This is a genomic window from Dyadobacter sp. HNCC25DJ184, assembly GCF_056895215.1.
The window spans coordinates 145,173-167,015 of record NZ_JBXHAQ010000002.1 but is presented as its reverse complement, the minus strand read 5'-3'; the positions used below and the strand labels follow the sequence as shown (position 1 = coordinate 167,015).

General features: G+C 43.2%; 20 protein-coding genes. 5 read left to right on the top strand and 15 right to left on the bottom strand.

What is annotated here, in order from left to right; all coding sequences use genetic code 11:
* Positions 1-56 precede the first annotated feature (56 nt).
* From AC1XUD_RS03615 to AC1XUD_RS03560, 12 genes are all read right to left on the bottom strand, one after another.
* The gene (locus tag AC1XUD_RS03615) at positions 57-1,205 is read right to left on the bottom strand and encodes a glycosyltransferase (protein WP_483359593.1); all 1,149 of its coding nucleotides are present in this window, start codon (positions 1,203-1,205) and stop codon (positions 57-59) included.
* A 35-nt stretch (positions 1,206-1,240) separates the two neighbouring features.
* Positions 1,241-2,368: a glycosyltransferase family 4 protein gene (locus AC1XUD_RS03610; protein ID WP_483359592.1), complete on the bottom strand. Its 1,128-nt coding sequence runs from the start codon at positions 2,366-2,368 to the stop codon at positions 1,241-1,243.
* Between the two features lie 181 nt (positions 2,369-2,549).
* Entirely contained in the window at positions 2,550-2,915 is a 366-nt protein-coding gene (locus AC1XUD_RS03605; protein WP_483359591.1) for a VOC family protein, read from the bottom strand.
* An 82-nt stretch (positions 2,916-2,997) separates the two neighbouring features.
* Positions 2,998-4,335, bottom strand: coding sequence for an amidohydrolase family protein (locus AC1XUD_RS03600; RefSeq protein WP_483359590.1), 1,338 nt, complete (start codon positions 4,333-4,335; stop codon positions 2,998-3,000).
* A gap of 97 nt (positions 4,336-4,432) precedes the next feature.
* Positions 4,433-5,368, bottom strand: coding sequence for a bifunctional riboflavin kinase/FAD synthetase (locus AC1XUD_RS03595; RefSeq protein ID WP_483359589.1), 936 nt, complete (start codon positions 5,366-5,368; stop codon positions 4,433-4,435).
* Complete coding sequence (gene truB / locus AC1XUD_RS03590; RefSeq protein ID WP_483359588.1) at positions 5,368-6,066, bottom strand: tRNA pseudouridine(55) synthase TruB; 699 nt, start codon at positions 6,064-6,066, stop codon at positions 5,368-5,370. Before truB ends, AC1XUD_RS03595 begins: the two co-directional genes overlap by 1 nt.
* Positions 6,067-6,187: 121 nt before the next feature.
* Positions 6,188-6,967 (bottom strand): undecaprenyl-diphosphate phosphatase, encoded by a 780-nt coding sequence (locus AC1XUD_RS03585; protein WP_483359587.1) that lies wholly within the window; start codon positions 6,965-6,967, stop codon positions 6,188-6,190.
* Positions 6,964-7,179: a DUF3098 domain-containing protein gene (locus tag AC1XUD_RS03580; RefSeq protein WP_483359586.1), complete on the bottom strand. Its 216-nt coding sequence runs from the start codon at positions 7,177-7,179 to the stop codon at positions 6,964-6,966. Before AC1XUD_RS03580 ends, AC1XUD_RS03585 begins: the two co-directional genes overlap by 4 nt.
* A 23-nt stretch (positions 7,180-7,202) precedes the next feature.
* Positions 7,203-8,081 carry a cell division protein FtsX gene (locus tag AC1XUD_RS03575; protein ID WP_483359585.1) on the bottom strand — a complete coding sequence of 293 codons (879 nt, stop codon included), beginning with the start codon at positions 8,079-8,081 and terminating at the stop codon, positions 7,203-7,205.
* Between the two features lie 131 nt (positions 8,082-8,212).
* The gene (locus tag AC1XUD_RS03570; protein WP_483359584.1) at positions 8,213-8,806 is read right to left on the bottom strand and encodes a bifunctional nuclease family protein; all 594 of its coding nucleotides are present in this window, start codon (positions 8,804-8,806) and stop codon (positions 8,213-8,215) included.
* 333 nt (positions 8,807-9,139) lie between these two features.
* Complete coding sequence (locus AC1XUD_RS03565; protein WP_483359583.1) at positions 9,140-10,105, bottom strand: electron transfer flavoprotein subunit alpha/FixB family protein; 966 nt, start codon at positions 10,103-10,105, stop codon at positions 9,140-9,142.
* A gap of 73 nt (positions 10,106-10,178) precedes the next feature.
* Positions 10,179-10,916, bottom strand: a complete 738-nt coding sequence (locus tag AC1XUD_RS03560) for an electron transfer flavoprotein subunit beta/FixA family protein (protein WP_483359582.1) — start codon at positions 10,914-10,916, stop codon at positions 10,179-10,181.
* A 93-nt stretch (positions 10,917-11,009) separates the two neighbouring features.
* On the opposite strand from AC1XUD_RS03560, the gene AC1XUD_RS03555 reads away from it, so the two are divergent.
* Both AC1XUD_RS03555 and AC1XUD_RS03550 read left to right on the top strand, forming a co-directional pair.
* Complete coding sequence (locus AC1XUD_RS03555) at positions 11,010-11,336, top strand: tetratricopeptide repeat protein (protein WP_483359581.1); 327 nt, start codon at positions 11,010-11,012, stop codon at positions 11,334-11,336.
* 169 nt (positions 11,337-11,505) lie between these two features.
* Positions 11,506-11,862 (top strand): hypothetical protein, encoded by a 357-nt coding sequence (locus AC1XUD_RS03550; RefSeq protein ID WP_483359580.1) that lies wholly within the window; start codon positions 11,506-11,508, stop codon positions 11,860-11,862.
* A 293-nt stretch (positions 11,863-12,155) separates the two neighbouring features.
* On the opposite strand, the gene AC1XUD_RS03545 is transcribed toward AC1XUD_RS03550, so the two are convergent.
* Positions 12,156-13,460: a Gfo/Idh/MocA family protein gene (locus AC1XUD_RS03545; protein WP_483359579.1), complete on the bottom strand. Its 1,305-nt coding sequence runs from the start codon at positions 13,458-13,460 to the stop codon at positions 12,156-12,158.
* Positions 13,461-13,549: 89 nt separating this feature from the next.
* Positions 13,550-14,848 (bottom strand): acetylxylan esterase, encoded by a 1,299-nt coding sequence (locus AC1XUD_RS03540; protein WP_483359578.1) that lies wholly within the window; start codon positions 14,846-14,848, stop codon positions 13,550-13,552.
* Between the two features lie 194 nt (positions 14,849-15,042).
* Between AC1XUD_RS03540 and rluF the strand changes: the two genes are divergently transcribed.
* The 3 genes from rluF to ggt all read left to right on the top strand — a co-directional run bounded on the left by rluF (position 15,043) and on the right by ggt (position 20,429).
* A complete protein-coding gene (rluF, locus tag AC1XUD_RS03535; RefSeq protein WP_483359577.1) occupies positions 15,043-15,786 on the top strand; it encodes a 23S rRNA pseudouridine(2604) synthase RluF in 744 nt (247 codons plus the stop codon).
* 600 nt (positions 15,787-16,386) lie between these two features.
* Positions 16,387-18,570 carry an alpha-galactosidase gene (locus AC1XUD_RS03530; protein WP_483359576.1) on the top strand — a complete coding sequence of 728 codons (2,184 nt, stop codon included), beginning with the start codon at positions 16,387-16,389 and terminating at the stop codon, positions 18,568-18,570.
* A 155-nt stretch (positions 18,571-18,725) separates the two neighbouring features.
* Positions 18,726-20,429: a gamma-glutamyltransferase gene (gene ggt, locus AC1XUD_RS03525; protein WP_483359575.1), complete on the top strand. Its 1,704-nt coding sequence runs from the start codon at positions 18,726-18,728 to the stop codon at positions 20,427-20,429.
* 141 nt (positions 20,430-20,570) lie between these two features.
* Here the strand turns inward: ggt and AC1XUD_RS03520 are convergent, their stop codons facing one another.
* Positions 20,571-21,842 carry an MFS transporter gene (locus AC1XUD_RS03520; protein ID WP_483359574.1) on the bottom strand — a complete coding sequence of 424 codons (1,272 nt, stop codon included), beginning with the start codon at positions 21,840-21,842 and terminating at the stop codon, positions 20,571-20,573.
* Between the last annotated feature and the right edge of the window lies 1 nt (position 21,843).

The window sequence follows — 21,843 nt, the reverse complement described above, 5'->3', positions numbered from 1 at the left end:
GGGGGCGATAACTCAAAACAGTCCTTTTAGATTAATTAAATAAATTGTAAAGATAGTTAGATTTTGTGAACTTTCTTGTATTCTTCTAATAACTGAGAAGCCACAATCCGAATGTCAAAGTTATTAACAACCATATCCAAAGCTCTTTCTGCGATACTTTTGCCGAATCTTCCATCTTGTAATATTTTAAGAATGCCTTTGGCGACATCTCCTGGATTTAGTTCACATAAATAGGCCGCCTCATGCTTTCTGATATAGTCGCCAAAACCAACCCGATCTGACACAACACATGGCACGCTGGACGCCATTGCCTCTAAGACTGCTATCGAAAATCCTTCGGAGTAGGATGGCAAAACAAATAAATCGGCATCGGCCAGTGCCTCCTTTTTATCAGTATCAGTCAACATCCCTACCAATTTGACCTTCTCGCCTAAACCATTCTGATCAATAAAAGACCGGGTTTCTGTGAGATATCCGTCGTCGGGCCCGGCAAGGATCAGCACTGCTTCCGGAACTTGGGTACTAACCTCTTTAAAAGCTGGTAGCAACAGATCAAGACCCTTTTTAATATTTAAGCGAGCCATAAAAAGCACTATCCGTTGCTCCGGCTTGATACCGTAATTTTTACGAAAAACCCCTTTGGCTGGAAGTTGGGTATATTCTTCCAGTTTCATTCCATTTGGGATAATCACCATGTTTTTTGGCCGGTGCCCGAGATATCTGATTACGTCTGCTTCCTCGTCGGTGTTGTTGATCTGAATAAGATCGGCTTTCCCCAAAAGACGTTTCTGATACAACGCCGTCACGATTTGTTTTTTCCATTTGCTATGCGCAACCGCCCATTTATCAAGCAGACCGTGAATCGTAATGACTTTAACTGCTTTATTTGGAATAAGAAAAGGAGCAAGACTGCCAAAATGCCATATCCCATGCATATGGATCACATCGTATTTCTCAATGTTTTGCTTTAAATAAGAATACAAGGGAACCGAAAACTCACGGTAAAAATTACTGATGGGCGTTGTCCGGGCTACTGAAATCAAATTTGCTCCTTCTGGTATCGGATACATTTTCTCGCCCGGCGTCATCGGGCTGAGAATATCGACTTCATGTCCTTGCTTAAGTACTTCTGTGGTGTGATCGTAAATAATGCGTGCGGGGCCGCCAATCGCCCAGGTATATGCACAAATGTTTAAAATTCGCATGCTTGGTTTTTATATTGTCTTTGACGCAAGAATGATCAATTCGTCAACTTTTTATAGCAATCTGTCATTTCACGGGCCACTTCATGAGCCGAGAACGGTTGAATAATCCGCAGTGATTGTTGTCCCATAGACTGAATCTTTTCCGGATATAGGATGAAATTTAAAAGCTTTTGCTCCAGACCAACCCGATCATTGGGGTCAAAAGTATAACCATTTTCATTCTCGATCACCAAATCAGGTGCGCAACCGCATTTGTTTGAAACAATCACGGGTTTTCCGCAAACCATTGCTTCATTCACCACCAATCCCCAGGGCTCTGATTTGCTGGGGAGTACCAATACATCGCTATTTGCCAGATAATCAGGAACTTTGTACCATGGATGTGCTCCTTCAAATAGTACATTCGGTGACTCGCTGGCCATTTTCTTAAGTATATCCTCGCATGGACCGTTTCCCACAAAAATTAATTTCCAAGGGTTATTTCCGGAGTTCACTTTCAAAAATGCAGCCAAAAGCATTTCCAGATTTTTTTCAGGAGCGAGTCTTCCGACGTAAATAAAAGCGTTACCTCTTTTGGGATTTGTTTGTTGAGCGAGTCCAAAGACGGATAAAATGGTATCGTCGTCTACCACTGCGGCATGTTTGACGGCGATTTGAGCGTCTTCCACTCCCAAAGTTTTCAGATATGCCGCCGAAGTTGTTCCGAAACAGAAGAAGGCATTTGCGCGAGCGACAATGAAGCTCTTGATTTTTTCTTTCAACACAGACCTGTTATGATCAGCAACAGATGACTCGGTCGAGATGATTACTTTAACGCCCTTTAAACGAGCATAATTCATCAACAGGATTTGAGCCCAGTCGAAATAGCCGGTGATGTTTAAAACAGACGGTTTGAAATCATTGAATTCACGAAGCAGAGCAAAAAAGCGATCTTTAAAACTAACCGATTCTATCGAAGATTTAAATAAAACCTTATACGGATACTCGTAAGGATGCCCGGCCTCCGGATCGTACATTCCCTTTCTACTTTCCTCATATTCAGCAATATGTATTACTTTGAAAGCGCTATCAGGGTAACGCTCTTCAAAAACCTTATTGATCTCGAAAAAGAGCTTGGATTTATAATGCGCCCATAACTGATTGTGAACCACAAGTACCCGCATCAACAAATGAGATTTAAGTGGTTCGTCTTAAAGAAATGACACTGAGGTGAATATATATTGATGTGCACTCGTCTGGTTTTATTTTATTTTGTTTTGTTTAAACGCGGATTCAGGGGAGAGTAACACAGAGGGCGCTGGTTTTTTCCCTAATTTTCCCTTCTTCCATCCTCCCTTCTTCCTTTCACAACATTTCTATCAATTCAATCCGGTTTCCGAAAGGATCGCGGAATGAAAATCTTTTTCTATCAGGAATTGGGCTATCGTTTTTAATATTGATTCCGTTGGTTTCCAGTAGCTTACGAGCACTATCTAAATCTTCGACAATAAAGGCAGGATGGCGTTGAGAGGTTTCTGTTACTGGTTCTGCTCTTACGTGAAGTTGAATATCACCCATTTGGAACCAAATTGCTCCGTTTGGTAATGGATATCCAAGATCCTTTAGTTCGGGAAGGCCCAATAATCCACCGTAAAATGCTCTTGCCTCTTCCTCTGTTCCCTCTGGTATACAAAGCATGATATGATCCAGCCGCTTGAAACCGATTTTCATTTTTTTAGATTGATTGATTAAAGCACAAATTTACAGTCATTATTGAATCAAACCAGTGGATTGGATATCCATGATCATAAAATCAGGGGGCGAGTGGCCCTTTACTTACTTCGATGCCGTCTTTCCAGACAGATGAGATGGTTCTGGTGTTTAGAATGTCAGTTGCCGGGTTTTGATTTAACACGATTAGATCGGCGCGCTTTCCAACCGAAATGGAGCCATATAGGTTGTTGATTTTCAGGGCAGTGGCAGCATTCGAGGTGCTGATTTTAATGACGTCAATTGGCGTAATACCGGCTTTTACCATGAGTTCCATTTCATGATGTTCTGTAAATCCCTGAGTCCGTACTGCAAATGCACCCGAGTCGGTTCCTAGTGCAATAGTGATTCCGGCGGCATGAATTTTCTTTAAATTGGTCAGCGCATTTTTGAATGCCTTTTTGTTTCGCTCAAAATCAGGAGAGTTTTTGACGGAATTATGGTATGATTCACCAGTCAGCTGTTCGTAGACTCCCGGCTCCAACGAGGCCTTAAAAAACGAGTCATTGATCCATGAAGGATTGCCTTCGTAGATATATGCATATTCATCCAGCGACAAGGTGGGAATATATATGATCTTTTTAGCCTTCATTTTTGCCAAAAGTGCATCATCCACAACGGCATCCCGAATGCTGTGCGCAATGATATCTAACCCCGAATCGATCAGATCGTTGGCGTCTGATACATTGAAGAGATGCGCAGCAACCCGGATATTTCGTTTATGTGCTTCGGCAATAATGGCCTTGTATATGTCCCGATCCATCTTTTTTGCTTTTCCGCCATGATCATCCACCCACATTTTGAGCACTGTCGGTTTTACTTTGGCGACAGAATCCATCAGGGTCGGTACTTCCTCTTTCGTTTTAGGTCGTAAAAGCATATTCATCCAGGAAACCGGCGAAGCCTCCGGAATATTGAAACCATATCCTGCCGAATATAATCTTGCTCCTGGCACCAGCCCTGCCACTGTGGAATCGGCGTACCCATTAAAGATCAGCGGTCGGTCGGTTCCCAAACTCAAGACATTCGTAATACCATAATTTTGGTATTTGACCAACTGCCTTGTGATATTTTCACGGGTATAGTTTTCAGCAGTAGAGGTTGTGCCTTTAAGCGTTCCAACATGCACATGTGCGCTTGTGAGCGCTGGTATCACCGTTTTTCCGGTTAGATCGATCACCCTCGCATTTTTTACCGAGAGGTTTTTGCCAACTGCGGAAATGGCACCGTTCGAAATCAGGATATCTGTATTGATTTTGGCTGGACTTCCTGTCCCATCGATAACCGTGGCATTTCTGAAAAGAATGGATTGCGCTTTAACACAATCAACCGTGACAATCAAAAATGAAAAAAGGAGTGGGAATGTGTGCTTTGATATCATATAAAAGCCGTTTGTGTCGCCAAGTGATTTGGATAAAGTTAACGACTTCCAACAGCTAAAAGAAGATTTTTGTATTGAAACTGTGCTTTAATGCCAATTAACGGTGACTGGCAAAAAAATCCAGAGACGATTGTTTGTCGATCTTAATTTGATTGGTCAACTCGTCAAGGCCGGAAAACTTCTTTTCAGGGCGAAGATATGCGAATAGTTTCAGAGTGATTTCCTCCCCATATATCTCCTTGTTAAAATCAAAAAGGTTTGCTTCTATGGTTCGGAAAATGCCGTCAACAGTTGGACGAACACCGATATTGAGCATTCCCTCATATTGCTGATCCTGATACTGAGCGCGAATAACATAGACTCCGTTGTGTGGAATCAACTTATGTCCCTCCTGAATCAGCAAATTAGCGGTAGGAAATCCTATCGTGCGACCTAATTGCTTCCCTTTTACAATCGTCCCGCTAATAGAATAGGGGCGTCCGAGTAATTCGTTAGCTTCCTGAACATTTCCCGATAAAAGAGATTTGCGGATACGCGAAGAACTAATGGCCATATCTTCGATGTCCTGACGGGATATTTCCTCCACGTCAAACCCGAATGATGCGCAATTATTTTTCAGGAATTCGAAACTACCTTCCCGGTTTTTTCCGAAACGGTGGTCGTATCCAATCACCAGTTTTTTTGTGCCAATTCTATCGACCAGCACTTTCTGAATAAATTCGAGCGAAGTGAGTTCTGAGAAGGAACGGGTAAATGGGATAATCGCTAAATGCTTGACATTCAGATTTGAAAAAAGATCGATCTTTTCCTCGATCGTTGATAGTAACTGAAGATCCTGACCACTATCCGATATCACCATGCGAGGGTGCGGCCAGAAAGTCAGTACAAAAGATTCTCCGCCGGACTGATCACTGATTTCATTCAATCTGGTCAGCAGCTTTTGATGGCCAAGGTGAACGCCGTCAAAAGTACCACTGGTAACAACAGCATTTGAAAGCTTTTCAATCGATTCCAGACTATGGTATATCTTCATTACTCGATGTCGAGGTTCAACTCGTTTCTTTTTTTATTGATGAATTCCGTCAGGTTCGATGCGTCGCTTACATGAAATGCACCGATTCTTGTTCTGCGTAAATTTTCCAGATATGCGCCACTGCCGGTCAGTTCGCCAAAATCACGAACCATACTTCTGATGTATGTTCCTTTTGAGCAAATGATTTTGAAGTAAATCGTTGGAAAATTGGCGGCGTCGATATCAAATTCGGATACGGTCACCGTTCTCTTTTTGATTTCCACGGTTTCTCCACGACGCGCCTTTTTATAAAGTCGCTCGCCATCTACACGCACTGCGGAATAAATCGGAGGTATTTGTTCTATCGCTCCAGTAAGTTGCTTTCTCGCCGATTCCAGAACTTCGGCCGTGATATGGTCGGTAGGATATTCACCGTCAAATTCCGTTTCCAGGTCGACGGATGGAGTAGTTTTTCCCAACACAAAAGAGCCAGTATATTCTTTTTCCTGAGCCTGATAGCTATCGATTTGCTTCGTTTTTTTACCGGTGCAAAGAATTAAAAGACCGGTGGCCAGAGGATCCAGCGTACCTGCGTGGCCTATCTTCTTGAACTTGCAGCCCCGTTTAAGTTTATTTGCAACATCGAACGAGGTCCATCCCACAGGTTTGTCTATCAGTATTACCTCTCCTTCGTCCGGTATTTGTGTTTCGTTACTCAATTGATATATATTAAAATTACTTGTCAATCTGTCATTTCGCCGCTAATCTAAATAGTTGCTAGTTTTAGATTACAATAATTGCCACAAAGGATGGTAAACAAAATAGATCTTCCCGACAACTCTAAACAACATCCAGGCTATATCCTGAAGCCAGAAGGCCAAGTAATATCAAGCCCAGAATGATTCGGTAGTAACCAAAAACTTTGAAGCCGTATTTGGTTACAAAACTGATAAAGAACTTGATGGCTAATAAGGCCACGACAAACGCCACTGCATTTCCAATCAATAACACCTTAATATCATCAGCCTGAATGGTGTCATACGTCTTCAAAAGCTTATACCCGCCCGCAGCGGCCATAGTTGGAACCGCCAGAAAAAAGGAAAATTCAGCCGCCTGTTTCCTTGAAAAACCTTGGAGCATACCACCAATGATGGTAGATGCGGAACGGGAAACACCGGGTATCATCGCAATGCATTGAAAGAAACCAATTTTCAAAGCCTCGAAATAGGTCATTTCTTTCTCGGTAACCTTATCGTTGGCAATTCTGTCAATGAACAACAAGATAATTCCGCCGACAAGTAGTGATATAGCAACGACAATCACGTTTTCCAACATGCTATCTATCAGGTCGTTCAGTAAAAAACCAAAAACTGCTGCGGGGAGAAAAGCCACGAGCAGTTTAAAGTAAAAATCAAGTGTCTGAAAAAAACGCTTCCAGTATAGAATGATGACGGAAAGTATGGCTCCGAACTGGATATTAACTGTAAACATTTTGGTGAACTCCAGATGACTTATGCCCATAAAAGAAGAGGCGATAATCATATGTCCCGTGGATGAAACGGGCAAAAACTCTGTAATTCCTTCAATAATAGCTAAGATTATTGCTTGCCAGATGGTCATGAATTAGCAGGTTTACGAAGAATAGCCCAAAACTCAATTGCGAAGCCGATCACCGTAACAACAGGACCAACTGTCAGACCAAGAACACCAAAACCAAATTCTTCGGTATCAAAACTCATAATCAAAAAACCGCCGAGAATAACAGCGATACCGATCAGCATCGTGATATAATTGCTGGCTGCAAAAGGCAGATTGTTTTTGGAATTGCTCATGTATAATATTGGTTATAAGGATTTTAATAAAGTTCGTCTAATGACATACGAAGATATCGTGAGAGGGATTGATAGGTACTCGCTACTCCAACGAGAACTCCTAAAATTAGTACTCCTGCAACCAGCATAATGATTTTATCATAGTCCTGAAGTGCAGCAAGTCCTTCCACATTTCTGACGGCCACCTGCTGGAGCAGGATCATTAAGCCGCCAGCTAAAATTCCACCAACTAGCCCTTGAGTTGCTCCCCTCATAATATAGGGTCTCTGGATAAAGCCATTAGTAGCTCCAACCAGCTGCATGCTGCGAATAAGGAATCGTTGGGAATATATGGCAAGTTTAATCGTGTTGTTGACTAGTAAAACAATGATAATCAACATAATAGTTGCGAAACTAGCCAGCACGATGTATATCTTTGTCACATTTCTGTTAATGCTGTCAGCGAGGTTTTCCTGATATACAACTTCGTACACGCTCGGAGATTTTTCAATCTCTTTCTTAATGGCTTGTAATTTTGCTTCTTCGAAATATTCCTCGCCGATTTTTACACGGAAGCTGTTTCGCAAAGGATTTTCACCCAAAAGCGTTGTAAAATCCTCTTTTGTACCTTCAATAAATTCCTTTGCCGCGTCCTCTTTTGACACAAAAGTGATCGGCTGAACGGCTGTGGACTGAAGAACGTAAGGCTGGGCTTTGATATATGCGAGAATAGAATCCTGTCCGGCTTGCGACAATTCCTTATTCAAAAAGATCCTGACTTCAATATTTTCTCTAATAATAGAAACCAGTTTTTTGGACTGAATCACGAGAAGACCGCAAAAGCCAATCAGAAATAATGCGGCCGTAAGGCTCATTACAATCATTACATTGGGATAACTACCAATCTTCTTTTTCTTAGGCATATTGAATCTCAGGGGTTGTTACTGCTGTCAGGCAGGTGTTGGCAAAAGTAATAATTAATCCTTTAAATGGGCTTCAGGGATCAAAACCTTAACGATTTTTAACTATTCAGCGTATTAATTCCTGAATCAAACTAGTTGCGTTTGCCCATTTCGTCCCGGATTTTCGCAGCTTTTTCGTAATCTTCTCTCGCCAACGCCTCGTCAAGCATTCGTTGAAGTTCATCAAAAGAAAGATCTCCCAGCTGGCTTTTTACAAGTTTGGGTTCGACGGTTTCAGTGACATTTTCTTCATCGTTTTCTTCATCTTCGGCATTCGAGCTGGACACGATGCCCGCCTCGGACAAAATGGCTTCGTTAGTATATATAGGAATATCGAATCTTAATCCAATGGCGATCGCATCCGAAGGTCTCGCGTCGATTTCCACCTCACGAAGGCCGTCGCTGCACACGATTTTGGCATAAAAAATACCCTCCTTCAAATCAGAGATCATGATCTCTTTCAAAGTGTAGTTCATTCCGTCCGCAAATGATTTGAATAAATCGTGCGTCATCGGGCGGTTTGGGACTATATTTTCTATCTGAACAGCGATGGCTTGTGCCTCAAACACCCCAATAATAATCGGAAGACGTCGGTTGCCAAGCTCTTCGCCCAATACCAATGCAAAAGATCCTGCCTGGGATTGGCTAGGGCTTAGACCAAGAATTTCTAACTTAATTTTTTTCACGTTTGTGCCAGGTATGCTAACGCAATAGCTAATGAACAGTTCTGATGATGTTGTCTATTAGCCGAGGGTAGATTTGCATCGAAAAAACTGAGGCGATATTTGGTTGTATTTCAAGGAAATAACATTTAAAATGTAACCAAACGATGCATCAGGTTTAAACCCCAAGCCAAATAAAGATGCAAAAATAATTAACCCAAACTGCATAAAAAAATGAAGTTTGGGTTATCAACAGGTTTGTTACAAATTAATCGAACTATCTTTTCGGTAATCGGTTGATAACTAAGTCAGAGAGGTCGAGTTGTATGTGGCAAGTTATTTGCCTTGGCAACGTTTTTATTTGAGATCTTGCACGGCTTTGGTCAGTTTAGGCAGAATTTCGAAGACATCACCCACAATTCCGTAGTCTGCGGCTTTGAAGAATGGAGCCTCCGGATCCTTGTTAATGACCACGATACATTTCGATCCGTTTACACCCGCCAGATGCTGTATCGCGCCGGAAATTCCACATGCTACATACAAACCAGGAGCGACCTTGATCCCAGTTTGTCCGATATGCTCATGATGAGGTCTCCAATCTAGATCGGATACCGGTTTGGAACAACCTGTGGCGGCGCCTAAGGCTTTTGCCAGATCCAGAAGTGGCTGCCAATGGTCGGGTCCTTTCATGCCCCGGCCGCCAGAAACAATAATATCGGCCTCAGTCAAAGAAAGCTCCGAGGTTGCTTTTTCTGTTTTTTCAACAGTTGCTGAAAAGTCTGGTGCTTCCAAAGTTGGCATGAACGCCTCGATGGAGGCTGTGCCGGTTCCCGGAGTTAGTTCAATGGCGTTTTTGTTAACCACCAAAACTTTGATGTCACTTTTGATTTCGGTGACGGCAAAAGCTTTACCTGTATATATGCTTTGTTTAACCTTGAATGAGCCGCTTATCTCCGGTAATTCTGTAACGCCGGATACAATCCCTGCTTTCAAACTTGCAGCCGCACGTGCTGAAACGGCATCTCCAAGTCCGGATTTAGCTAATATAATCGTTTTAATACCTTCCTTTTTGACGGCCTGAACAACCACATGTGCATAAGCGAGGCTGTTTTCGTGCTCCAGCTTTTCATCGGAAGCGTGAAGAACTTTCACCGCACCATAATTTCCGGTTTGTTCCAGAGAAGCCTGATCTGCTGGTCCCAAAGCAAGAACGGTCAGCGAACCACCCGTTTTTTTGGCTACTTCCGATCCATAGGCTATTGCTTCCAACGACGTCTTTTTTACGTTACCATTTTCTGTTTCAATAAATACCAATACTGACATGGCTATATCTTTTAATGTTCTACCTCAGATTTCGATTGTCTTATTACCTCAAATGACTATTGAGAGATGTTATTTACAAAACCTTTGCTTCGGTTTGCAAAAATTTGATCAGTGTCTCTGCCTGATCAGCCGGAATCATTTTACAGGCTCCTTTTGGAGCAGGAAGGCTATAAACATCAGGTGCAGTGAGGGCGTCACCGACGGCAGGTTCTCTCACAACCAACGGCTTACTTTTCGCCATCATAATGTTGCGAATCGCTGGGATCTTCCATTCTGCAATCGGTTCCTGGCAGCCTAATACCAATGGCAATGGGGCCTTTAGAACTTCTTTCCCTCCATCAATTTCGCGGGTAATCGTCGCAACACCATCTTGAATATCCAGTTTCATAACCGGCGAATAGGAGGGGATTCCCAACATTTCGCCCACCAAACCGTGAACGACACCACTGTTATAGTCGATGGATTCACGTCCCATCAGAATCAGGTCGTAACTATTTTCCTTTGCTACAACGGATATTTGTTCGGCTGTGTAATATGAATCGACAGGCTCTACATTGATTCGGATCGCATCATCTGCGCCAATAGCCAGTGCTTTACGTATTTGTGGATCAGCGTCTGTTAATCCAACGTGGAGGACAGTCAGCGTTCCACCGCTTTGTTCTTTAAGTTCAACGCCCCTAGCCAGCGCATAGTCGTCATATGGCCCAATAATGAATGGAATTCCGGCTTTATTGAGTTTGGTATTATTGTCGACAAAGGAAATTTTGGCAGTTGTATCCGGGACATTTGTGATACACACAAGAATTTTCATAGCTTTTTTACAGATTTTTTAACTTTTCTGAGAATATCTTTGCTTGTGCAATATACAGAAAAACATAAATAGTATGCAAGCATAATAATTTCTATGGGAACCCCGTTTTTTGATAATATCCGGTCGTTTTACGACGACGATCCGAACGATCCTTTTAATATATATGCACTTGCATTAGAATATTCAAAGGTCGATTTGGGCCAGGCGGAAGCACTTTTTGACCGGCTTCTTTCTGAGTTTCCCGATTATCTGGCGACGTACTATCACGCCGGCGCATTGCATACGGAGTCAGGGAATTATGAGCGTGCTTACGAAATTTACGAGGCTGGAATCAGGGTTGCGACGGCTCAGAATAATGCGAAATCAAAAAGTGAACTTTTGAATGCATTTCGCAATCTTCAGGACGAAATGGATGAGTGAGACGTGCAGTATTATTTGGTAGATTTATGAAAAAGACTTAACTTTACCTGTTTGCAGGTGAGTACTACGGCCGATCCTAGACAAGTCGGTTAGGCTTTTCTTCCGTTTTTTACACTACCTTTTTGTATCAATCAATGTTTCCCTGACTGGAAATATTAACAATAAATTTATGGAAAAAGAGAACTTTATTCCACTTGCTGTGAAGTGGGCCAAAGCGCATGGTTTCAAAGAGATCCAGGCCAACATGGAGGGTTATGATACCCCTAAGTCTTATGAGAGATCTGCCGACAACACACGCTTTACACCAGATGTGACAGGTGTAAATATGTTTAACAGGCATTATCTGGAGGTTTCAGTAAAAACGGAAGAACTTAGAGGAAGTATCTCAAAGTGGAAACTTTTGAGTGAACTTGCTGGAATGAAAGGTGGTAAACTTTATCTTTTGGCTCCAAAAGGTCATGTAAGATTTACTAAAGACCTTGTTGATCAGTACAATATCCCTGCGGAGGTTGTAAAAATAGACTGACAATAATAGCATTAAAAACTGTCCTGATCAGAAACGGATTTTCCGGATTTGTTCAGGACAGTTTCGTTTTAAACGCAGAGTTTTTGGAGTTTTACGCGGTGTTTCGCGGAGTTTTTATTTACTGCGTTATTCTTCGACCAGACTGATTTTCGGACATTTCAGTCTTGCTATAATTTGGTCTAGAATTTAGGTAGTCGCATATCTACAGAGTTTACGCTGAGTCACACCGGATAAAACTCAGCGAAACTCAGTGCCAGATTCCCGAAACGCTGCATTTAAACAAAAGCTCACGACTATATTTTCGGATAAACCCAGTCACCACGGTAATCCCGTCTCAATAGTTTATTTGCATCCTCGTCTCCGACTATCATTTCTTTTTCGCCATCCCAAATTATGCTTCTTCCCAGTTTATAGGAAAGCATTCCCAGCAAAGCCACATTGGTTGACTTTTGGCCTACCTCAATTTCAGAAACGGGAGCGGTATTAGTCTTGATAGATGAGATAAAATTGGCCCATAATTCCTTGATATTTTGATCGTCAGGCTTATTGAGTTGTGCATCCTGATGAATTATCGGCTTGTTTGGGTTGGCAGGATAAAAAGTCCAGCCATCTAGCCAGCCCATATGGAAGGTGCCTTCCGTGCCGTAAAAGTATACGCCAACCGCTTGCTGCGGATGTGTTTTTTCGGCGTTATTAGCTGCGAAGTTCCGGTGTTCCCATTCCAAAGTAAACCCATCGAAATCGTAAACGGCCACCTGATGATCCGGTGCATCGGTATTGTCCTGTCGAATGGCACTACCTCCCGTCGAGTATATCTTTTTGGGATATTTCTGCTCTGACCACCACAAAACCTGATCAAGCCAATGAATTCCCCAGTCTCCCAACGTGCCGTTAGCAAAATTTAAATATCCCCGGAAACCCCTTGGGTGAATGGTTTTATTATATGGAAGGAGTTGGGCCGGGCCGCAGTACATATCCCAGTCCAAACCCGCCGGTGGTGCTTCATCAGGCGTTTTTTGACCTGGGCCGCCACCGTAGTGAACAAATGCTCTTGCCATCCCGATCTTTCCGGCCTTTCCTGATTTTAGAAAGTCCATACCGGAGACGTTGTGAGGTGATACTCTTCTGTGCGTCCCAACTTGCACAGTCTTTCCATACTTTCTGGTGGCATTTACCATCGCCCTTCCTTCCTGAATGGTATGCGATATCGGTTTTTCAACGTATACATGTGCTCCTGCTTCAACTGCTGCAATACAACAAAGTGGATGCCAATGATCAGGTGTGGCGACGATCACAATTTCCGGTTTTTCCTTCAACAACATTTCCCGGTAATCTTTGTACACCTTGGGTTTGTCGGAGGTCAGTGGAGATATCTCCGTCAGACACTTTTTGATCTGGTTATCATCCACGTCACAAAGTGCCACGATTTTGGACTCACCAGCCTGGATTGCGCATCTTAGTATATTGGTTCCCCACCAGCCAGCTCCTACAAGTGCTGTTCGGTAAGGGGCTGTTCGTTGTATTGCAGAGAGTAATGGCAACATCGAGAACGATGCCCCGGCAAGTGAAGATTTTTCTATAAAAATACGACGGTTCATATTTCAATGAGTGAATGAGATAATGAGTGAATGGTGGCAAGCCTTGCGGAGCCGGGAATTCTTATCATCAACAGCGGATAATCTTTTTATTACTTGATATTGAGTTTATTTAATAACCAGGTGTTCATCAAATCCTTTTCCTCAGGATATGTCCAGTGGCCCGTATCCTGATATAGTCTGAGTTCTTTTTGGGCGGAGATTACATTATAGGATGCATACATGGATGTGGGAGGGCAGGTTTCGTCGTTGAATCCCCACATGTACATTCCTGGTACTTTTACCCTTCTGGCAAAATTTACGACATCATAATATCCGATCGTCGCCAGTTTCTCTTTATAATTGTTGTAGTCAATATTGCCTTTGTCAAAATAGTGAGGCCAGCCGCCGGCACGTCCGTGCAGATAGCCTGTCACATCACTTAATGCAGGATAATATGCACCCAGCCATTTCACACGCGAATCAAGACCTGCCGTGATAATAGACAATGCACCTCCCTGGCTTCCACCCGTAACTGCCAGGTTTTGACCATCATACTGCGGTAAACTGGTCAAAAAATCATTCGCGCGAACACAGCCCAGATACACTCTTTTGTAATAAAAGCGATCACGGCTATCCATATTGTAGGCAAAATATCCGTTCAAAGCACCTTGGCCTAAATCTAGATATACCCCCGGATCCATATTCACCGGAACGCCGTGTATGCCAATTTCCAGTGTAATAACTCCCTTTTCTGCCGTTGCCACATCGCCATAATAAGCTCTGACACCTGCACCAGGCACGCGCAAAAGTGCAGGGTATTTACCTTCTTTTTTCGGAACACAGAGAATACCGTATAGCCTTGCTCCAACTTTAAAGTTCTGAATATTAACGTGGTATACATTCACCTTTTCCGTGCATCGCTCCTGCATCAATGTCATTTTGGAATCTAGAGGGATGGATGCCAAGTCCGCTTTTGCCTTGTCCCAAAAACTGTCGAAGTCTTCTGGATTATTCACCGTTGGCTGAATTTTTTCCGGCTCGAAACCGGCAGTTGCCAGTCCTATATATTCTTGTCCGTCAACGGAAACGCTCACTCTACAACGTAAAAATCCCGCTGTTTTCATCGTCCCGCCTTCAACGGTTAGGCGCCCGTCAGCCAGCGTCTTTGATTCACTGATCGTCGGTTCCATTTTTTCTGGGCCGATCTGATACTTGACCGCGACGTTTTTCAGAAGATTGCCATATTGAATTACCGATATAGAAAACTTCACTTTTTCTCCAACTTTGTATGTCCAGTCAGCATGATCAGGTGCGACAATGACGTCAACCGGGCGTTTAGCGGGCTGAGCATATACAGAAAAAATGGACAGCCAAAGTAAAGCGGCTATCAAGGAATAACGTTTTCGCATGATTGACTTGACGATTGATTTTAGATAATGAAGAGATTAAAAGTAGGAATATGAAGTAAGAAGCCTCAGCCTCGCCTTTTTTACTTTTTCAAAATGCCAGTTTTAACGTTCATCAATATACATGTGTTAAGCCGAGATTGTATCTTTGAAGCCCGCAATTGGTCGGAGAAATTTAATGTGAAATCGGAAAAGCATTGATACGAATAAACAAATTTATAAGCGAAACAGGCTTCTGCTCGCGCCGGGAAGCAGACAAACTTGTCGAATCCGGCCGCGTCACGCTCAATGGCAGAAAGGCCGTGCTTGGCGACAAGGCGACTGATGGTGACGATGTGAAAATCGACGGCCGTCCACTCAAAGTCAAAAAATCATTCGTCTATCTGGCTTTCAACAAACCTGTCGGAATTACCTGTACGACGGAACGGCATATCAAAGGCAATATCATCGATTTCATCCAGCACTCTGAACGTATATTTCCCATAGGGAGATTGGACAAGCCGTCGGAAGGACTTATTTTTTTGACAAGCGACGGCGATATCGTGAACAAAATTCTCCGCGCCGGCAATAACCACGAAAAAGAATATCTGGTAACTGTCGACAAGCCCATATCAGCCGATTTCATCAAAAGAATGTCGGAAGGCGTTCCGATTTTGGATACGGTTACGAAAAAGTGTTTTGTTAGAAAGGAGAGCGGCTATGTTTTTACGATCATTCTCACACAAGGTCTCAACCGTCAAATCCGGCGAATGTGTGAATACCTGGGTTACAGCGTCACAAAACTAAGGCGAGTGAGGATCATGAACGTGACATTGAAAGACCTGCCAATTGGAAAATGGCGCGACTTGACCGCCGATGAAATGGCCGTTATTAACGAAGCGATATCTTTGTCAACGAAAACGGAAGAGGGATCGGTGATTGATTTTGTGGATGAGGAGTGAGGGTTGGGTTCACATATAATCTGGAGAGTGGGACGCGGAGTGAACTGAGTGTTTTGCACGTCTAAATAGGTCGGATAGGGAAAGTTTTTCGAATAATTTTTATGTTTTTGAGTTGTCATAGGATATTCCATCTATCAGCATAGTTGGTCTAAGAAATATAGCCATCAAAAAATTAGCATTTTGGATCAATTGGGAATTTTTCTCAATTATGTTTTTGATGAACTGATACTCACTGGTTTTTTCGTTACCAACCTTTTCTCAGTCGATATATATCAAATTTTTAGGCACCAGTTTATATTTTCGGACTCGGCACATGAAATATTGATAACCGTATATTGATAGGTATTCCTTGAAATAGGTTCCGCATATACCCTTCCCATTGTCGATAAAAACTTTAATTTTTTTTACCGTGCTCTTTAATGATTTTGGTGTCTTGTTTTAATAAAGTTCGTTTGGTGCTGAAAATGGGTTATGAGCCAGCTCCACTAGCAATTTCATTTCCAGAGGCCAGATAAACGCGTGTTTTAAAGAGTAGCTATTATATTTAGAGTTCAATCCAACCATGCCTTCAAAAAGAAGGTCCTAAACCTTAAAAATCTGATGAAATTTCGCGTGCTGCTTGCGCTAATGCTTGTTTGCCATTTGATTCATGCCCAAAACTTACCCAAATGGCAATCCGAATTTGATAAACGAATTCCTGCCGATTGGCTCCTGAATCCAATGCCTTTCAAATCAGACATTTATCAATCTGAAAATGGGAAGGATATTATCCTATATAATGGTCTGGTGAAAAGGACGTTCCGCATCGCTCCGGATTTGGCGTGTTACGAGTACAAGAATATGTCGAACGGTCAGCAGATTCTTCGCGCCGTAAAACCTGAGGCGAAAGTTAAGATCAATGGCGCGATGTATTCGGTCGGCGGACTGGCCGGGCAAAAGGAGAATGCATACTTGCTTCCCGCTCAGCTGGATGGTTTTAAAGCAATTGATAGCAGCTTTCACTACAAATCTTTCACGGTTTCAGATATCAAGCCGTCCCTCCATTGGCAGACTACGATGTGGACGGGGAATAAAAAGCAGCCCACAGGCAAGAATATTGTGTTCACATATGCCTCGAATTTTGAAAAGCTGAAAGGTGTTTCGATAAAAGTGAACTATAATATATATGACGGTATTCCGCTGATTTCCAAATGGTTAACTGTAGAAAATAATGCGAACGGAGAGGTCTACGTCGATCAGATTATCAATGAGGTACTTGGTGTGGTAGAAGAGGAGAGTGCTGTGGTAGGAAGTGTGGAGGCGATGGCCAAACTGAATGGGTTATATATTGAGAATAATTTCGCTTTCAACAACGCAATGCGCGCGAATCTGAGCGATCAGGCGACGCATTGGAAATCGGATCCTGCATATACCTCACAGGTGAATTATGATTTGAAAACACCCGTGGTCATTGAAGTATATCCCGAAAAGGAAATAGGAATGCGGCTTCGGGCGGGTGAGAAATTGCAGTCAATTCAAAGTTTTCAACTGTTGCAGGATAGTTATGACCGTGAAAGAAAGGGTTTAGGAATAAAAAAGATGTACCGAACTGTGGCACCGTGGACCACTTCCAACCCGATTTTCATGCACTTGGTAAGCAAGAATGACGAGGAAGTTAGAACCGCCGTCGATCAATGTGCAGAAACGGGGTATGAAGCGTTGATCTTAAGTTTCGGAAGCCACTGCAATATGGAGGATACCACCAAAGCCAATATCCAAAAATGGAAAGCGTTGGCGGATTATGCTCACTCTAAAAATATTTATATTGGCAGTTATTCGCTTTTTAGTTCGCGGAAAATAAGTCCGGAAGACGATGTGATAGACCCAAAAACGGGAAAACCCGGTGGCGCTTTTTTTGGCAATGCACCCTGTCTCGGCAGTAAATGGGGGCTGGCATATCTGGCTAATTTAAAGTACTTTATGACCAAGACCGGCTTTAATATATTTGAAAATGACGGGCCATATCCAGGAGATGTTTGTGCATCCACAACCCACCCGGGTCACGAAGGTTTGCACGACTCACAATGGCGACAAATGGAATTGCAAAAGGGGCTATATCATTGGTGTAATGAGAACGGAGTGTATGTAAATGCGCCGGACTGGTATTTTCTGGACGGCACAAATAAAGTTGGGATAGGCTACCGCGAGGTTAATTTTTCCTTGTCGAGAGATCAGCAGAAGATATTGAATCGACAGAATATATATGATGCGATGTGGAATGAAATTCCGTCGATGGTATGGGGATTTGTCCCGTTGACCAAGTATCAGGGCGGTGGACCAGAAGCGATATTAGAGCCACTCAGCGAGCATCTGGATTCTTATGAAATGTTGATGGTACAATACTATGGTGCTGGTATTCAGGCATGTTACCGTGGGCCAAGGCTTTACGATACTGACGTGACAAAGGCGAAAGTAAAGGAAGTGGTGGATTGGTATAAAAAGTACAGAGATATATTAAATTCAGATATCGTTCACCTGCGCCGCGCGGATGGCCGAGACTGGGATGGCATCATGCATGTGAGCCCGACGGGTAAAGAAAAAGGTTTGATTATGTTGTATAACCCGCTTTCAGAAAAGATAACCAGGAAAATTAAGCTACCTGTTTATTATACCGGCGTTCATGATTCGATAGGTTTGCGCGTCAAAAACGGGGCAACTAAAAAGTATCCGGTTGCCCGGGATTATTCAGTAAGCGTAGACGTTGAAATTCCGGCTTCTGGGTATACCTGGCTGGTTTTGGAATAAATGCGTTGACTATTTATCGTTGCGCGCAAAAAAAGAAGTTAAAGGCAAAGCCCTCGAAGTGTGGGCCTCGAGTGCCTCAAACAATCGGAATCAGGCGAAAATAAAGATTAACAGCAAAACTAATCGCTAAAAGCTAACACCTAATCGCTAAAAAAATGACTTCTCGCTCCTGTCTCATTTTTCTTTTTTCGATCCTTGTTTTGGTAAATGCGAATGCGCAGGATCGCCCGGTTGGCAAAACCTTTGCGACCAGAACTGTCGTGATGGCGCAGCACGGCATGGCTTCTACTTCTCACCCTTTGAGCACACAGGTGGCGGTGGAGGTTTTGAAATCGGGAGGAAATGCGATTGATGCTGCCATTGCTGCGAACGCGATGGAAGGGTTAGTCGAGCCGCACGTAAACGGTATCGGCGGCGATTTGTTTGCCATTGTTTGGGATGCCAAAACCAAAAAACTATATGGTTTGAATGCATCGGGAAGATCGCCTTACAGTCTCACGCTGGCCGAACTCAAAAAACGCGGATTGACGCATATACCTTCTAAGGGGCCACTGCCGGTTTCGGTACCAGGCTGTGTTGACGGTTGGTTTGAATTGCACAAGAAGTTTGGTAAAATGGATATGGCGAAAATTCTCTCTAACGCGATCAAATATGCAAAAGAGGGATATCCGGTTCATGATGAAGCAGCCGATTCCTGGTCCCGCATGATCACCGCATTTGGTGATTTGCCGAACGTGAAAACCATATATGCGCCGAACGGACATGCTCCGGCCCGTGGCGAAATCTTCAAAAATCCTTATCTGGCTGCCACATTGGAAAAAATCGCGATGGGTGGCAGAGATGCATTTTATAAAGGAGAAATCGCGCAGACGATCGATGCTTTTATGAAGAAAAATGGCGGTTTTATAACAGCAAAAGATTTAGCCGATCACACATCAACCTGGGTTGAGCCAGTTTCGACGAACTACCGGGGATATGACGTTTGGGAGTTGCCTCCGAACGGACAGGGAATTGCAACGCTGCAGATGCTCAATATTCTGGAAGCATACGATTTTTCGAAAATACCATATGATAGTCCGGAAAGAATTCACTTGTTTACAGAAGCCAAAAAGCTTGTTTACGAAGACCGCGCTAAGTATTATGCCGATCCCGAATTCGCTAGAATTCCTGTAAAGTCTTTGATATCAAAGGAATATGCAGCTGAACGTCGAAAGTTGATCAATGAACATAAGGCAGCCAAAGCAATTGACGCTGGTAATCCGGCACTAAAGGACGGTGACACCATATATATGACTGTCGCAGATAATGAAGGAAATATGGTATCGTTGATTCAAAGTAACTACCGGGGATTTGGTTCAGGAATGGTGCCGGATGGACTTGGGTTTATGTTCCAAAATAGGGGTGAAATGTACAGTTTGAAAGAAGGTGAAAACAATACTTACGCGCCTCACAAAAGACCTTTTCATACAATTATTCCGGCTTTTGTGACCAAGGACGGGGTACCCTTTATGAGTTTTGGGGTAATGGGCGGCAGTTTTCAGCCACTTGGGCATACACAGATTATTATGAATATGGTTGATTACGGCATGAACCCGCAAGAGGCCGGCGATGCTCCGCGTATTGACCACCAGGGCTCTTCGGAACCAACCGGAGAAGGGCTGGAAGCAGGAGGCGGATACATAACTTTGGAATCGGGATATTCATACGAGACCATCAGAGAGCTTATGAAAATGGGTCATAGCGTTCGTTGGGCTTTGGGTGCATATGGTGGATATCAGGCGATTATGTACGACTCCAAACAAAAAGTGTATCACGGTGCAACGGAATCGAGGAAAGACGGGCAGTCGGCGGGATATTGATGAGAGGGACGAAGGAGAAGGGGAGGAAAGGAGGAAGGAGGAAGGACGGGGTTGAAAGGTGAAGCGGCCAACGGCCGAGTTAGCTAAGACTTACCAAGTTTTCAAAACTTGGCAAGTCTTAGCGGGAAAGATTCAAAAATTTTAAACTTCTTTTTTCAATACTGCCTTCGCTTTCCCCAATTTGATTATCCAGATTGTTATTAGGGCAGCTAAAATCAGAGAAAATGCCATCAGTAAGTAAGCACTGTCAAAAGAGCCAGTAGTGCCGTTCAGATATCCGACCAGATAAGCACCAATGAACGAACCTAACGCACCCATGCTGTTGATGAGCCCGACTGCGCCACCTGAAACGTTCTTTGGTAGAATTTCAGTAATTAACGCGAAAAACGGACCGTATGGAGCGTAGAGCGCTCCTCCTGCTATAATTAATAAAACAAAGGAGGCCCAGAAGTGGTCTTTCCCAAAAAGATATATCCCGATAAATGCACCGGCTGCGACCAGCAAAAGTGGCCATACGAATATGCCCCGATTCTGAATTTTGTCTGAATAAATGGAGGAAAGCAGCATGCCCGTGATCGCCAGAATGTATGGAATGGAAGACAACCAGCCTGTTGTAACGATATTCATGTCTGGCCCTGAGCGAATGATAGACGGCAGCCACATGACAAAGCCATATACTCCTAAACTCCACAAAAGATATTGTAATGATAAGAGAATCACAGGTTTGGATGAAAACGCTGCCCGGTAGTTTTTAATTGGTTTAATATCCTTTTGCTCTTCCAATAATGCAGTTTCCAGCTCAACTTTTTCATTTTCAGAAAGCCAGCTGGCTTTAGCAGGTTTTTCATCGATCATTTTCCACCAAATGAACGCCCATAAGATTCCCGGAAAACCCTGAATTATAAACAGCCACCGCCAACCAAAAGAATCGATCAGGTACCCCGAAACCACCGACATCCACAAAACCGTAACCGGATTACCCAATATCAAAAATGTATTCGCTCTCGACCGCTCTTTTTTCGTAAACCAATTGCTCAATAATATGATCATCGCCGGCATTACCGCACTTTCCACCACCCCAAGCATAAACCGGATGATGACTAACGAAGTGACATTACTCACCATTCCTGTTGCAGTGGCCAATCCGCCCCATAATATCAACGAATAGAAAATAAGATTTCTGGCACTTTTATGGGCGGCATATTGCGCGCCAGGTATTTGGAAAAAGAAATAGCCAAGAAAGAAAAGAGAGCCGATTAGCGAAGAGGTTCCTTTCGAAATTTGAAGGTCTTCAGTCATTCCGCCTGCCGCCGCAAAGCCAAAATTGGCGCGATCCAGATAGGCCAGGCTATAAGTGATGAAGACGATGGGTATAATACGGTACCAGCGGGACGCAGCGAGATGAGATTTCATT